This window comes from Porphyromonas sp. HMSC065F10 (assembly GCF_001808555.1).
GTDB lineage: Bacteria > Bacteroidota > Bacteroidia > Bacteroidales > Porphyromonadaceae > Porphyromonas_A.
In genome coordinates this window covers 18,546-33,512 of sequence record NZ_KV793786.1, presented here as the reverse complement: position 1 = coordinate 33,512, position 14,967 = coordinate 18,546, and the positions used below count along the sequence as shown (strand labels likewise).

The 14,967-nt window shown below is 56.1% G+C and carries 12 protein-coding genes; 3 read left to right on the top strand and 9 right to left on the bottom strand.

The annotated features are described in order from the left end of the window. Positions 1-756: 756 nt before the first annotated feature. The 9 genes from HMPREF2890_RS05195 to rbr form a co-directional block, all read right to left on the bottom strand. On the bottom strand, positions 757-1,239 hold the full coding sequence (locus tag HMPREF2890_RS05195; protein ID WP_070466268.1) for a YqaA family protein: 483 nt from the start codon (positions 1,237-1,239) through the stop codon (positions 757-759). Positions 1,240-1,935: 696 nt separating this feature from the next. Next, positions 1,936-2,958 (bottom strand): peptidoglycan DD-metalloendopeptidase family protein, encoded by a 1,023-nt coding sequence (locus tag HMPREF2890_RS05190; protein WP_070466266.1) that lies wholly within the window; start codon positions 2,956-2,958, stop codon positions 1,936-1,938. Positions 2,959-3,301: 343 nt separating this feature from the next. Next, complete coding sequence (locus tag HMPREF2890_RS05185; RefSeq protein ID WP_070466264.1) at positions 3,302-4,264, bottom strand: bile acid:sodium symporter family protein; 963 nt, start codon at positions 4,262-4,264, stop codon at positions 3,302-3,304. After that, a complete protein-coding gene (murI, locus tag HMPREF2890_RS05180) occupies positions 4,261-5,133 on the bottom strand; it encodes a glutamate racemase (protein ID WP_083289818.1) in 873 nt (290 codons plus the stop codon). Before murI ends, HMPREF2890_RS05185 begins: the two co-directional genes overlap by 4 nt. Next, positions 5,130-5,501, bottom strand: a complete 372-nt coding sequence (locus HMPREF2890_RS05175; RefSeq protein WP_070466262.1) for a YccF domain-containing protein — start codon at positions 5,499-5,501, stop codon at positions 5,130-5,132. The genes murI and HMPREF2890_RS05175 overlap by 4 nt, the downstream gene beginning before the upstream one ends. Beyond that, positions 5,501-6,457 (bottom strand): thioredoxin-disulfide reductase, encoded by a 957-nt coding sequence (gene trxB / locus HMPREF2890_RS05170; protein ID WP_070466259.1) that lies wholly within the window; start codon positions 6,455-6,457, stop codon positions 5,501-5,503. The genes HMPREF2890_RS05175 and trxB overlap by 1 nt, the downstream gene beginning before the upstream one ends. A 7-nt stretch (positions 6,458-6,464) precedes the next feature. Beyond that, a complete protein-coding gene (locus HMPREF2890_RS05165) occupies positions 6,465-7,106 on the bottom strand; it encodes a LolA-like putative outer membrane lipoprotein chaperone (protein WP_083289817.1) in 642 nt (213 codons plus the stop codon). Positions 7,107-7,121: 15 nt separating this feature from the next. Next, positions 7,122-9,623 (bottom strand): FtsK/SpoIIIE family DNA translocase, encoded by a 2,502-nt coding sequence (locus HMPREF2890_RS05160; RefSeq protein WP_083289816.1) that lies wholly within the window; start codon positions 9,621-9,623, stop codon positions 7,122-7,124. Between the two features lie 177 nt (positions 9,624-9,800). Next, positions 9,801-10,388: a rubrerythrin gene (gene rbr / locus HMPREF2890_RS05155; protein WP_070466257.1), complete on the bottom strand. Its 588-nt coding sequence runs from the start codon at positions 10,386-10,388 to the stop codon at positions 9,801-9,803. A gap of 357 nt (positions 10,389-10,745) precedes the next feature. Between rbr and HMPREF2890_RS05150 the strand changes: the two genes are divergently transcribed. The 3 genes from HMPREF2890_RS05150 to HMPREF2890_RS05140 all read left to right on the top strand — a co-directional run bounded on the left by HMPREF2890_RS05150 (position 10,746) and on the right by HMPREF2890_RS05140 (position 14,929). After that, positions 10,746-11,378 carry a TetR/AcrR family transcriptional regulator gene (locus tag HMPREF2890_RS05150; RefSeq protein WP_070466255.1) on the top strand — a complete coding sequence of 211 codons (633 nt, stop codon included), beginning with the start codon at positions 10,746-10,748 and terminating at the stop codon, positions 11,376-11,378. A gap of 6 nt (positions 11,379-11,384) precedes the next feature. After that, complete coding sequence (locus HMPREF2890_RS05145; RefSeq protein WP_070466252.1) at positions 11,385-13,136, top strand: ABC transporter ATP-binding protein; 1,752 nt, start codon at positions 11,385-11,387, stop codon at positions 13,134-13,136. A gap of 65 nt (positions 13,137-13,201) precedes the next feature. Further along, positions 13,202-14,929, top strand: a complete 1,728-nt coding sequence (locus tag HMPREF2890_RS05140; protein ID WP_070466272.1) for an ABC transporter ATP-binding protein — start codon at positions 13,202-13,204, stop codon at positions 14,927-14,929. Positions 14,930-14,967 lie beyond the last annotated feature (38 nt).

Below are 14,967 nucleotides of genomic sequence, written 5' to 3'. Positions count from 1 at the left end.
CGTCTTTTTGAGAGGAGAGATCAGACACTCAAGTGTCCGGTCTCTCCTCTCCTTTTTTGTTGCCCTTTCTATGTTAGAAGTAGGTGTCGATTGCACCGTCCGAGACGTCCGATTAGAGAGTACAGTCAGTGGCAAGGCACCCCTGCCGGGGTGCTCGCTCCATAGGCATCGGTCATCCGCATGGCGGTGACCGATGTATGGCTCCAAACCCTAAACCCTCGACCCCTTGTGGGTCGCCGAAGAAGAGGGTCACTTGGAGCGACTCCGGTGGGCCGTTGCTCGGTATGAGGTCGCAAAGGAGGGAGCGACGTTTATATAAGGCGTCTCTTGAGTATTCTGCGGCCTTCGGCACTTCGTCCCTTGACACGCAGGATAAGAAGTGATGATCACTGCGGGATTGGTAGACGGGATCGTCAGACGGGCTGGACTTCCTTGGCGTATACCAGGCGTCTCCTGCGCTGTCCGACCCGTCTGACCCGTCCGACCCGTCCGATAAGGCAGCAAGGCACCCCGACAGGGGTGCCCGTTTTTTAGCCCGGATGTCGAGGGGCGCAGCCCCGAAGACTCCGGGTTACGATGGGGCTCTATCCCAGCGACACCCTAGCGGGGTCGTGCATCTTAATGAGCGTCTTCCTTCCCGGGGTCTTCGCCACTTCGTGGCTCGACACCCGGTCTAAAAAGCGATGATCCCTCCCGGGCTGCGCCCCTGCGGGATCGGCAGGCGGAATGGCACCCCGACAGGGGTGCTTTCTCACTTTACAATGCGCTGAGAGCTGCCTTTGCGGCCTCTCCTACCACAACGTAGCGGATAAATTTCCCCAAGGTCATCCAGAATAATACGCCCCAGGCGTTGGCTCGTAGGTACCCCATTGCTACAGCGATAAAGTCGCCTACGCCCGGTAGTGCTACAAATATTGATACCCAAGATCCTCGACCTTGAATCTTAGTTACCCATTTCTGGATCTGCTCCTCTCTCATCCTGAAGTATTTCTCCAGCCACTCGAGCTTACCGAGCGAGCCGAGCCAGTAGCAGGTCATCCCTCCCAGGCTGTTGCCGATGGTTGCCGCAATAATCAGGGTAGAGTAGGTCGCCCCACTTGCCAAGACCCCGGCAAAGACAACTTCGGAGCTGAAGGGAAGTACGGTCGCGGCTAAGAATGCAGCTATGAAGACGCCTATATAGCCGTAATTTACGAGAAAGTCAAGCACGATGTTTATACCATTGTAATGGTTTGCCATCACAAAGGTACCTATAAAGGCGCATTGTCCATCTATTGAGTTACGTGATCCAAAGGTGATGTATTTGGACGCTTCAGCTAAGGTATGGACACCCATACCAGGTGCGATCCTGCTACCGGTTGGCCTATAGATGCTTCTCCTACAGATCCCGTGCTGGACGGTGCTTCAGAGGGTTTATTGATCTTGAGCTGTACAGATCGAGAAGAGAGATGGCGATGACCGCAGAAGAAGCTGTTTTAGTCAGGATGTGAGAGTAGGAGACACAGGGAGTCTCTAAGAGACCGCTCCTCCCGGTGCAGGTGCTATATTTGCACCCCTGATGTTCCAGGTTAAGTGAGGCGATCGCCAATCAGCCGGGGGATGTAGTTTGTCTCTGCTTCTCCTGCTTGGTGGATTCTACATCTTCTGTTGGGTATTTCGGACTATATGAGGTGACCCATAGGAGTGTATGTCAGTAGGCTGATGGTGTGGATTGCAAGTGGCGCTTCTTTTCAGCATCTTCACAAGGAGCTGAAAGGTTCTCTGAATCACTTCCTCCCGCCTCAAACGAATCACCTCTGTCTCGTGATCCTATGATTATGCTCTGCCTTGTCGTATGGCTATATGCGGATCCACCTATAAAAAGAGACTCTCAGTGTGTAACACACCGAAAGTCTCTAATGATATATGTATTGTGCTCTTGTGGGGACTATTCTCTTAAGCCCCGATGCGGATCACGTCCCCAGGACGGATCATATTACTCCTGCGGAGCTTCGGATTGAGCTGGCGTATCTTGGTGACAGAGGTGCCGGTCTTCGCAGCAATGTGCGAGAGTGTATCTCCCTTGCGGACACGATAGGTCTTGAAGGAATTGTCCCTTGTCTTGGTGTTGCTCGCTCTGTATTGGCTTGATGAGTTGCTTCGTGTGGAGCGCCCCTTGGCGTAGACGTACATCTCCTTGTGAGGTGCACCGCTTGCGAAGTCGATCAGCTGCTGAGGATTGAGCGCAATGCCCATAAATCGTGTCTCATAGTGGAGGTGTGGACCTGTGGAGCGTCCGGTGCTACCACCGAGACCGATCGCATCGCCGGCGTGGACGACGGCATTCTCCTTCACGAGCTGTCTGGAGAGGTGCCCGTAGAGGGTCTCAAGACCATTGGGGTGACGGATCACCACATACTTACCGTAGCCACGACCATCAACATCTACCAGTCGCACGCGACCGGAGAAGGTGGCACGGACGGTATCCCCGCGATTGAGGTCAATGTCAACACCATAGTGCATGCGACGGAAGCGACGACGATAGCCGTAGCCGCTATTGATGCGGCGGATGCCGTCCAGCGGGTAGACAAATTCCTTGAGACTGATCTCGTAGCGAGAGGGAATGGCTGCAGAAGCCCCGCGAAGGGGATTGAGGGAGTTATTCCATGACTCCTCGCCATAGAGATCGACAGAGGGATATAGGAGATCCTCCTCGGTCAGTTCGTCCAGATTGAGAGACTCGTTGATCGCCTTAGCGAAGCTGGTGACCAGGGTGGTGTCTCTATAATTGAGGTTAGAAGCAAGTAGCTGTGCGGCTGCTCCGCTCTTCTTGTCCGCGTCCTTAGTGACGACCTCAGTGGACTTCCGGTTGTGGTGATTAGTCGTCTCGTTACTCTTCTGTGCATAGCCAAGGGCACAGGTGACGAGTAATGCTCCGACAGCCACCACTCTCCGAAGTAGTGAGTTGGGTGTACTCATTCTGTAAATAAAGAAGGTTGACATCCTCTCCTCAGACACCCTCAAGCTTTGGCGTGCTCTCATCGTCCACATCTACACAGACGGGGCGCCAAGACCAAGTCAACTCCGGAGGAGGAACCAGGAGAAGATATAAAACACAATGTTCAGCAAGGGCTCTCTCGTTTCTTGACTATGAAAGCTCATCGCCACAGTGGCCCCATACGCTTACGAGTGGCTCACACGGACAACAGTCTCCCAAAGAGTGAACTCTTACATGGCGCAAGGTACAAATTATTTCTTAGCTTGGCACAAAGGATCTCTCGTTTTCCCGGTGATTTAAGCACTTTTTAGCACCATTGGGGATTCACGCCACTGTTTTATGATTGCGTCGCTGGTCGCGGACCTGCTGCCGATCGTGGTGTATCACCTGGAGGGCATTGAAGATGTTTTGGAAGATGGAGTAGGCCGCTTGCGAGACGGAGGCGATCGGATTGAGGTACGACTGGATCATCCAGATGCTGATGGAGGAGTTTTTCTGCCCCAGTGCCTGCCCGATGGTGACGCTCTCGCCAAGTACCTTTTTGCTCATCGCCTTACCGACAGAGTATTGGATGATGCAGGTGACGAGACCTATCAGCACCAGCACGATGATCATCGTGGCCACGCCTTGACGCTCTTGCGCAACAAAGTGGACGGTATTGGCGATGACGAGCGAGAGGAGGAAGATCCATATATAGAGGGAGGCGGAGGAGAGGGAGCGTATCTTGGCGTGCAGTGAGGGGAGCCTCCAGCGGATCCCAAAGGCAGTCAGCAGAGGGATCATCACTATCGGCAGCACACCCACCAATACGTGTGCCATCGACTGCAGGAGAGTCCCCTGGGGATGCCCCAGCCAGCCGAGGATCAGAGGTCCGGTGATGATGATGCTCAGGCAATTGATCACCACATACGAGGTGACGATGGCGATGGAGCCCCCGAGGAGCCCCACGATCACGGGTGCTGCTGCCGCCACAGGGCAGAGGAAGCACATCAGCACCGCCTGGGCGTAGATCTCAGCAAAAGGCACCGGCAGGTATCGCACAAGGAAGTAACCACCAAGAGCCAGCGCAATCTGCGTCACGATGAGGGTCAGGTGAATCGGTCTTGGGCGAATGTCTTGCGGTGCGATCCGTGAGAAGGTGAAGAAGAGCATGGTCATCAGCACGTAGGGGATCATTGGGCTGAGGACCGACAAGGGTCGGTAGGCGATGATACCCAAGAGGATGCTCCCGAAGAGGCCATACTCCTTGAGGAGTCGCCGGAGGGTCGTCCTGATGTCTGCGCTCACCTTAGCTGTACCTGGTCGATCATATCCTCCGCCAGTCGTGCGTGGAGGAAGAGCCCGGCCATCTCCGCAAATTCGCCATCCTCCTCTGTCGTGAGGAAGTGCGAGATCCCATTCTTGCTCAGTCGCCGCTCCATCTCCGGGTGACGCTGCAGGTAATTCTGAGTAGACTCGGCCACGATCATACCCTGCTCTGCGATCACAATGTCGTCGCGGACAAACTCCCGTATGCGAGGAAGCAGGACCGGGTAGTGCGTGCAGGCGAGCTGGATGGTGTCGATCCTTGGGTCCTTGCGCAGCAGCTCCTCGATATTACGCCGCACGAAGTAATTGACCCCCTCATTGGCCTGATACTCGCCCCCCTCGATGAGAGAGACCCACATCTTGGGTGCCTGCTGTGTAAGCTGTATCTCGGGGTGGAGCCGATTCACCTCCAGCAGGTAGGTATTGCTCCTCACCGTTGCCGGTGTAGCGAGAATACCCACATGGCCGTTTCGGGTAAGCTCCCCGAGGCGCTCCACTGTCGGGCGGATGACACCGAGGATACGCCGAGTGGGGTCGCTGCTCCTGGGGAGATCGATCTGCTGTAGCAGCCTGAGTGCATGGGCGGAGACCGTATTGCAGGCGATGATCACCATCGGACAGCCACAAGCAAAGAGATGCGACACCGCCTCACGTGCGTACTCGTATATCGTCGTGAGGGAGTGCTTCCCATAGGGGGCTCGGGCATTGTCACCGAGGTAGAGGAAGTCATACTCCGGCAGCAACTTGCGCAGGTAGCGAAGGATCGTCAGCCCACCATAGCCTGAGTCGAAGACCCCTATCGGAGCCTCCATAAAGGGGAAGGGTGTCGGTGTCCTGCCTATCGTCATATGCCTACCTCTATGTCACGCCCGAAGGGGTGAAGCGCTATGCCGGCAAACTTGAAGTGCTGTTTCCCGAAGGGAATCCCGATGATTGTGATGCAGAGGAGTATCCCGAAGATGAAGTGCGTGAGGGCGATCCAGATACCACCGAGGATAAACCAGAGGATATTGAGGATCGTACTCCCCAGCCCTCCCTGTGACTCGCTCACCTTGCTTCCGAAGGGGAAAACCATTACAGCGGCGATCTTGAAGAGCTGAAAGCCAAAGGGGATCCCCACGATCGTCAGGCAGAGCACGAGCCCCGCTGTCATATAGCCGATGGCGGTCTCCAGTCCCCCGAAGATCCACCAGATAATATTCCCTATGATCTTCATCACTCTCCTCTCATCTTGAGAAACCTATCCGCGGCAATGGCGGCACGACAGCCGATGCCGGCGGCAGATACAGCCTGACGATAGACCGGGTCGGCCACATCGCCTGCGGCATAGACCCCCTCGATCTCTGTCGCCGGGTCGCCACTATCCTTAGTGAGGATAAATCCATGCTCGTCGAGCTTCAGCTGGCCATTCAGGAAGTCGGTATTGGGCTTATGACCGATTGCCTCAAAGAATCCGTCGATCGCGATTTCGGTGTGATGCTCGTCTGCTTCGCCCTTATTGATCACAAGCTTCGCTCCCTGTACGGTAGGCTCCCCGAAGAGCCCCTCTGTCTGATGCTTCCAGAGCACCTCGATATTCTCCGTCTCTTGGACCCGATCCTGCATCACTTGGCTGGCACGAAGCTCGTCTCGACGGACGATGAGGTAGACCTTCTTCGCCAGGCTGGAGAGATAGATCGCATCGCCGCAGGCGGTATCTCCACCCCCAACGACGGCAACGGTCTTCCCTTTGTAGAAAAATCCGTCGCAGGTGGCGCAGGCGCTTACGCCGGCACCCATATACTTCTTCTCCTCCGGCAGTCCGAGCATCTTGGCTGAGGCACCGGTGGCTATGATGACCGTCTTGGCTGTGATGGTATACTCACCATCCACAGTAGCGACAAAGGGTCGCTTGCTGAGGTCCACCTGTGAGACCAGTCCGGAGCGGACCTCTGCTCCATAGCGCTCAGCCTGCTTGCGCAGGTCATCCATCATCTCAAAGCCTCCCACGCCCTCGGGGTAGCCGGGGAAGTTCTCTATTGAAGTTGTCTCCGTCAGCTGTCCGCCCGGCTGCAGTCCCTCCAGGACGATGGGGGAGCGGTTGGCGCGAGCGGCGTAGATGGCAGCGGTATATCCCGCAGGGCCGGAGCCGATGATCAGGATGTCTGTCCGGGTATTCTTATCTGTACTCATATCGGTGTTATCTTAAGTCTATCAGCTTTGCTCCCTTAACTTTGTCGGGGGTGTATCTAAAAAATGATTTGTCCTTCAGTTCCTTAAACTCTCCCTCCTCAAAACGTGTCACCTCTATCAGGATCGGCTCCATGAGTCCATTCTCCTCCAGTCGGAGGGAGATCGGGAGACCATCGGGGGCGATCAGAGCCTCCAGACGGGCGAGCGGACCATCGTATCGGTCTTTTCCCTTTTTGCGAGGCACCGCAGTGATCCGAGTATTCTTTCCCTCCTTCTTTTTCGTAATAGAGAAGGCGTTCTTCCTGACGCTCTCAAGATTGAGCAGCGGGTTGATCTCCAGCAGGTCCTCCTTGTGCGGGGTGGAGAGATTGACCTCTCCACTCTGCCGGATGTAGACCCACAGGTCCGTCCCGTCGTACCACGCCTTTACCTCCTCGGAGTCGTAGTAAAAGCGTCGTCCCTCGGCGTAGTACTTGCAGTCTGTCGTCACGTCCTCGAGGGTCATCCGGAAGTCTACTTGTAGCCCCTCCTTCGCCTCGAGCCGACTTATCGTCTTATCGAGTAGGTCTCTTGTCTGTGCTCTTGCTGTGGTGACGCAGAACACGATGAAGAGGAGCCAAAAGAGTATGCGGGTTGATGAATATGACATAATATGTACTGTGTCTTAGCTCTCCGGATGAAGGATCCGCTCGAGCTGCTCCTGTGTCGTCACAAGGAGATCGCGCGTGCCGCGTCCGTCCGGCTTACTGATGATGCCTGCCGCCTCCAGCTGGTTGCAGAGCCGGGCAGCACGGTTGTATCCAATGGCAAAGAGTTGCTGGATCAGCGAGATAGAGACCCGTCCCTCCGCCACGATACGCTCTGCCACCACATCGAAGAGGTTGTCCCGCTCATTGGGGTCGATCGATCCGTCCCCACCGGCAGCAGCGCCATCACCCTCCTGGCTCACCTCCGGCAGCTCGTAGGCAGTGGGATAGCCCCGCTGCGCACCGATGAAGTCTACCACCCCATTCACCTCAGGAGTGTCGACAAAGGCGCACTGCACACGGGTCAGCTTTGTACCGGACTGGTAGAGCGCATCTCCCTTACCGACCAGCCTATTGGCTCCGCTCGCATCGAGGATGATGCGGGAGTCCACTTGCGATGTGACGCGGAAGGCGAGACGCCCGGGGAAATTCGCCTTGATCGCACCGGTGATGATGCTTGCCGTCGGTCGCTGCGTCGCGATGATGGCGTGGATGCCGATGGCGCGCGCCTTCTGAGCCAAGCGTGTGATTGGCAGCTCAATCTCCTTCCCCGCAGTCAGCAGCAGGTCGCCGTACTCATCGATGATCAGGACGATGTAGGGCAGGAAGCGGTGACCATTCTCGGGGTTTAGCTCTCTGTTCCTGAAGCGCTTATTATACTCCACGATATTTCGGCAGGAGGCGGCCGCCAGCAGCTCATACCGATCGTCCATCTCTTGACAGAGGGAGGTAAGGGTGTCGGCGGCGCGCTTCGTGTCGGTGATGATCACCTGATCCTCGTCAGGGATCTTTGCCATGAAGAGCTTCTCCACCCGGGAGTACATGCTAAACTCGACCATCTTCGGGTCGATCATCACAAACTTCAGCTCCGAGGGATGCTTCTTGTAGAGCAGGGACATGATGATCGCATTCAGCCCGACCGACTTTCCCTGTCCCGTGGCACCCGCCACGAGGAGGTGAGGCACCTTAGCGAGGTCAAAGAGCAGCACATCATTTGTGATCGTGCGCCCGAGGGCCACCGGGAGCTCCATCGTCGTCTCTCGGTAGGCGGGCGAGGCAAGCACGCCCCGCATACTGACGATCTGCGGTCGCTTATTAGGCACCTCCATGCCGATGGTTCCCTTGCCGGGGATGGGGGCGATGATGCGGATGCCGAGAGCGGAGAGGCTCATCGATATATTATCCTCCAGGCTACGGATGCGGGAGATATGGATCCCGGCCGCCGGGACGATCTCGTAGAGTGTGATTGCCGGTCCGACGGTAGCGGAGATCTTATTGACCTCGATCCGGAAGCTCTTGAGTGTGTCGAGGATCAGCTGCTTATTCGCGTTGATCTCCTCCATGTCAATCTCCCCGTCGTCGTTGCTGTAGTCCTTGAGCAGGTCGAGGGTGGGGTAGTGGTAGTCTGCGAGGTCGCGTGTCGGGTCGTACTCGCCCTGGGCGCGCACCAGCTGCTGTGCCGTGGTGAGAGAGGGGTCTGCCGGCTCGTCCTCCGTCCGCCGTGCGTCATGTACTTCGATGTCGCCCACCTCTGCCCCAGCCGTAGGCGAGTTGGGGTTGGCGCTTACCCTTGGCTCGAGAGGAGGGTCGGGGATCGGCTCTACCGGAGTCGGGTCATCGTCCACAACCTCCTCGTTGCTCTCCTCCGTCTCAGGCACCACCACCTCCTCCTCTGCTTCCGGGATCACCTCCTCAGCCACCTGCGCCCGCTCCTCCTCATCGAGGAGGGCGTTTTTCGCCTTACGATGCTTGGAGAAAGCGCTGTAGCGCCGCATCAGGGAGCCAAAGGAGATCACCACGAGCAGGATCAGGAGGAAGCTCATCAGCAAGAGCGCCCCCACCAGGCCTATATGGAGCGTGAGGAAGTTTGCCGCCTCGTGCCCGAAGACCCCTCCCGGGAGGAAAAACCACCCGTCCGTCCACTCCGCCGGCATGAGGCCGAGGGTGACCGAGGTCCAGAGAGCCGCACTGATGCAGAGACAGATCTTGCGGATCCACGAGACCCGCATCACCAGCGTGATCCACACCCCCATCATCAAGATGAGGTACAGGAGGAAGATCAGCCCGAGTCCGATCCACTCGTTCACCAGCGTATTCATCAGCGCAAAGCCGGTGATCCCGCCGTGACCCTGTATCCGCTGTGCCGCCTCCTCTGCGGTTATATCCTGCCCCAGGAGGAGACTCTGATTCTCCGCTCCGGTGACGAAGTAGGAGAAGAAGTTGTAGACTAAGAAAAGCCCAAGGAAGAATAGGGTGACCCCGGCGATGAAGCGCCACAGATCACCAGGTACTCCCCTCTGCGGGAGTATCTGCTGGAGGAAGCTTCCCTTCCCCTGGCTACGTCTACTGCTACGCTTTGCCGTTGGCTCCCCGCTCTTGCTGTCGGGGGAGGAGGCCTTGTTTATGGTAAAATTCTTCACTGATAAAGCCCGGGGTCATACACTCCCCGCACCTGCAAAAGTAACGAAAACGGAGAGACCTAACCACCCCTCCACCCATCTTAGTCAACTGGTGGGGTGAAATAGAAGCAGCACCACAGGTCGGGAGACCTATGGTGCTGCAGGTGATGTCGCTCGGGGCTCAGCAGAGCCCGCTTATCAGATCACCGGAGCGTCAGAGATGCGCTCGAAGTAGCCCTGCGGATGCCTGCAGATGGGGCACTTCGTAGGAGGTACCTTGCCCTTGAAGACAAAGCCACAGACACGGCACTTCCACTCCACCTCTTCCTCCTCCTTCAGGAGGTTCTCCTTCTCGAGTCGATCGAGGAAGAGCTGGTAGATGCGCTCGTGCTCCTTCTCTGACTTGACGATGTTGCGCATCAGAGTGGCAATCTCCTTGAAGCCCTCCTCCTCAGCCTTGTCGGCCATGGTGGGGTACATGTCGGTCCACTCCTCGTGCTCACCGGCGATGGCGAGCTGGAGGTTCTCACGCGTGGTGCCGATCTTGCCACCGGGGTAGGAGGCAGTGATCTCTACATCCCCACCCTCGAGGTGAGAGAAGAGCATCTTAGCGTGCATACGCTCCTGGTCAGCTGTCTGCTTGAAGAAGTCTGCGATCTGACCATAGCCCTCCTCGCGAGCAACGCTCTCAGAGAAGTGGTAGCGGTTACGTGCCTGAGACTCGCCTGCGAATGCCTTCAGCAGGTTCTTCTCCGTCTCAGTGCCCTTGATACTTTTCTTGTCCATTTTATATAAAACTGTTGTGATAAATGTTTCGACTTTGCGTCCTCATAATAATGTCTTACTGCGCAAATATACCTAAAAGTGAGTATATGGTACAAGTCTCGTCCTTGCTTTCTTGCAGTCCGTCGGCGTGCGGTGGACTTTCCCGTGATACTCCAAAATCATAGAAAAAGAGTATTGGCGGGAGAAGTAAGCCGTGGTACCTTCGTACCGATTATAATAGAGACTAATGAAAAGAAGAATTCCTATGCGGGCACTCCCCGTAATCACCTCTGAGAAGGCGCACCATTCGCTCGACGAACGGTGCGCTTTTTTTGTGAACAAAGACGAGCAACATTCACTTCTGAGACACCCACTGAGATGCAGTATCTGAAGGAAGAGGTCCGTCGACTCATTGTGACGGTCGCGCGCGAGGAATTCATCGAGCACGGCGTGCGAGAGACTTCCATTCGCACCATAGCGAAGCGGTCTGGCGTGGCGGTGGGCACGATTTACAGGTACTTTACTGATAAGGATGCCCTATTCCGTGCTGTCCTTACCCCGTTGCTCAAGGAGCTGGACAGGTATCTCTCAGCGCACAACGACAAGGATTTCCTTGATCTGAGGGTATTCCGGATGCCGGAGCTCTCCCTCGACCATCAGCTGAGGATGAAGGAGCTTATCAAGGCTTACCGCCCGGAGCTTCGCCTTCTGCTTTTCCACTGCGAGGGGTCATCGCTGGAGCACTTCATGGATCGGATCATTGCCACTCAGACGGAGATAGGGAATGAGTATTTGCGTCTGATGAAGGAGCGCTACCCTCATCTGGAGGTCAATATATCGCCCTTCCTTATCCATATCCTCTGCTCATCCTGGGCGCACATCTTTGCCGAACTGGTGGAGCACGATGAATATACGGATGAGGAGATCGACCTTGCTCTCAATCAATACTCCCGCTACAGTATGGCGGGGTGGACGGAGCTGTTGAAGCCATTTGAAACCATTAATACATAAGTAGTTATGAATACATTTAAGAAACTGGGAGAGTATATGGGTAAGCGTAAGCTCCTCATACCGCTCTCCATCGTCCTCTCGGCGCTCAATGGATTGCTATCGCTGGTGCCTTTCGTCCTCGTCTGGCTGGTGGTGCGCACCCTTCTTACGGCAGGTGGAGACATTGCGGAGACACCCATCAGATCGTATGCCCTGTGGGCATTTGTCGTCTCTGTTGCTACTGTGCTGCTCTACTTCGGTGCTCTAATGCTCTCTCACCTGGCTGCGTTTAGGGTGGAGACGAATATGCGTCGATTTGCCATGGATCGCCTTTTACGTACGCCACTTGGATTCTTTGACCGTCAGGATACCGGGCGGATGCGGAAGATCATCGATGAGGACTCGAGTATGACGCACACGCTTGTGGCACACCTCCTGCCGGATGTCGCGAGCAGCGTTGTCGCCCCATTGGGGATCCTTGTACTCCTCTTCGTGGTGGACTGGCAGCTGGGGCTTGCTGCCCTTGTCCCGATACTTCTTTCTTATGGCCTGATGGGATACATGATGGGTGCTGAGAGGGGAGGTTTTCAGAGGCAGTACCTCGATGCCCAGGAGCGTATGAGCGCCGAGGCAGTCGAGTATGTCCGGGGGATCCCGGTAGTGAAGGTCTTCCAGCAGACGGTCTTCTCCTTCAAGCGCTTCTACGCCAGCATCATCGACTATAGGGATCTCGTGACGAAGTATTCGCACCTCTGTCGCCGCCCGATGTCACTCTATACGGTGCTGACGAGCGCCTTCGCTTTCGTCCTTGTCCCGGTGGCAATCATCCTCATTGGTCACGGAGGAGATCCTGTGGTGGTAATCTCGGATATGTTTCTCTACGTCCTGATCACACCGGTCATCGCTCTCAGTATTATGCGCTGCGCCTATCTGTCGCAGGACTTCTTCCTCTGCGGAGAGGCGATCCGCCGCTTGGAGGGACTGACGGAGACGTCTCCACTTCCTACCGTAGAGACGACTCTGGAGCCTATGGGGTACAGCGTGTCTCTGGAGGATGTCTCCTTCCGCTATGAGGGCGCAAAGGAGGACGCTGTCAGCCACGTCACCCTCAGCGTCCCGGAGGGGAAGACAATTGCCCTCGTGGGACCATCTGGAAGTGGTAAGACCACCCTTGCACGGCTGATACCGCGTTTCTGGGACACGACCGGAGGACGGGTGTTAGTCGGCGGTGTAGACGTGAGGAAGATGTCGCCGGAGAAACTGATGAAAAGCATCTCCTTCGTCTTCCAGAACACTCGCCTCTTCAAGACCACCATTCTCGAAAACGTCAGGTACGGTTCGCCCGATGCGACACTCGAGGAGGTCAACCGGGCTATTGACCTCTCTCAGAGCCGAGAGATCCTCGACCGACTTCCTGAGGGACTCAATACGCTCATCGGTGCCGAAGGAACTTATCTCTCAGGCGGCGAGATGCAACGCATCGTGCTTGCGCGAGCTATTCTTAAGGACGCTCCGATCGTTGTGCTTGATGAGGCGACAGCCTTTGCCGACCCGGAGAACGAGTATCTGATCCGCCAGGCTCTCGCCCGACTCACGAGAGGGAAAACCGTGCTGATGATCGCCCACCGCCTCACGACGGTACGCCACGCCGACAGCATTGTGGTGATGAAGGAGGGAACGATCGTGGAGGAGGGGACACACGATGAGCTTATGGAGCGAAATGGCACCTACCGCTTGATGTGGGACGAGTACCAGAGGGCTGTCGCCTGGAAGTTGTGATGGTCTCTGCAAAGGTCTTCCGTGACGTTACTACCTTTCCTACAAAGAAGAGAATGAAAATTATGATTACAAAATATCTACAAGAGCGCTTTGTCCTCTCCGAGAAGGGAGCCCGTGATCTCAAGCGGGGAATCATTTTCTCCACCCTGCAGAATGTCGGGCTCATGTTCCCGATCTGCTACCTATTCTACTTCCTCACCGAGAATCTTGATCCGGCGAGAGGAGGAGAGCCACACAGTCTCACCTTTTACATCCTCCTTGCGCTGGGGCTGATGATCGTGATGTACGTCATCAATCGCTTCCAGTACGATAGCACCTACACCACTGTCTTTGGAGAGAGTGCACGGCGACGGATCACGCTGGCGGAGAAGCTGCGCCGGCTGCCACTCGCATTTTTTGCTGAGCGAAATCTCTCTGATCTTACATCGACTGTTATGGAGGACTGCACGCAGCTAGAGCAGACCTTCTCCCACGCTGTCCCGCAGCTCTTCGCCTCCTTCCTGAGCGTGTTGATCGTGGCCATCGGTATGTTTTGCTACGATTGGCGTCTGAGCTTGGCACTATTCTGGGTCGTACCTGTTGCCGTAGCGGTTCTTCTCCTAAGCAGACACCGTCTCTCGCATGAGTTTAAGGATCACTACACCGTGAAGCGCCGTGTCACCGAGACGATACAGGAGGGACTGGAGTGCGTGCAGGAGATCAAGTCCTACTCCGGAGAGGAGGAGTACAGGACCCGGCTGGATGAGGAGCTGAAAGACTATGAGCGGGAACTAGTCGATGTGGAGCTGGGCTCCTCTGCTGCTGTCAATTCTGCCGCCGTCCTCTTGAAGCTTGGCATGCCTACCGTCCTCCTTGTAGGGGCTTGGCTCCTGACGACCGGGACAGTGTCGCTCTTCGTCTACCTGGCCTTCCTTCTCGCTTCGGCAATGGTCTACAATCCTGTGCAGGAGGTCTGCAACAATCTCGCCCTGCTCTCCTTCCTCGATGTGCGGCTGAATCGTATGCGTGGGATTGAGTCGATGCCGATGCAAGGGGGTAGTGAGGAGTGTGACCTTCCCAATCACGACATAGAATTCCATCATGTCTCCTTCTCCTACGAGGAAGGGAAGCAGGTGCTCGAGGATGTCTCCTTCACCGCTCGGGAGGGTGAAGTGACGGCACTTGTAGGACCATCGGGTGGGGGAAAGAGCACATGCGCCAAGCTGGCTGCCCGCTTCTGGGATGTGGATGGAGGCGAGGTCCTCATCGGAGGTAAGGACATTGCCGGGATAGACCCCGAGACTCTGCTGCGGGATTTTGCGATCGTCTTTCAGGACGTAGTTCTTTTCCACTCCTCCATAGCAGACAATATCCGCATAGGGAAGCCGGACGCCACCGATGAGGAAGTGAAGCGTGTCGCACGGCTGGCTCAGTGTGAGGACTTCATCCGCCGGATGCCGGAGGGGTACGACTCGATCATAGGGGAGAATGGCGAAACACTCTCCGGCGGGGAGCGGCAACGTCTCTCCATCGCACGGGCACTCCTTAAGGACGCTCCCATTATCCTTCTTGACGAGGCAACGGCGAGCCTTGATGCAGAGAATGAAACGAAGATCCAGTTAGGTATCTCGGAGCTGACGCGGGATAAGACCGTCCTTGTCATTGCTCATCGTATGCGTACGATTCGCAATGCCGATCACGTTGTGCTCCTTAAGGATGGTCGTGTAGCCGAGGAGGGATCTCCTGACGAGCTGGTACGCCGTGACGGTGACTTCGCTCGCATGGTACGCCTCCAGCATCAAGAGGAGTACTAATTCTCTCTTATAGAGACCTTTGCATAATACCCCATCTG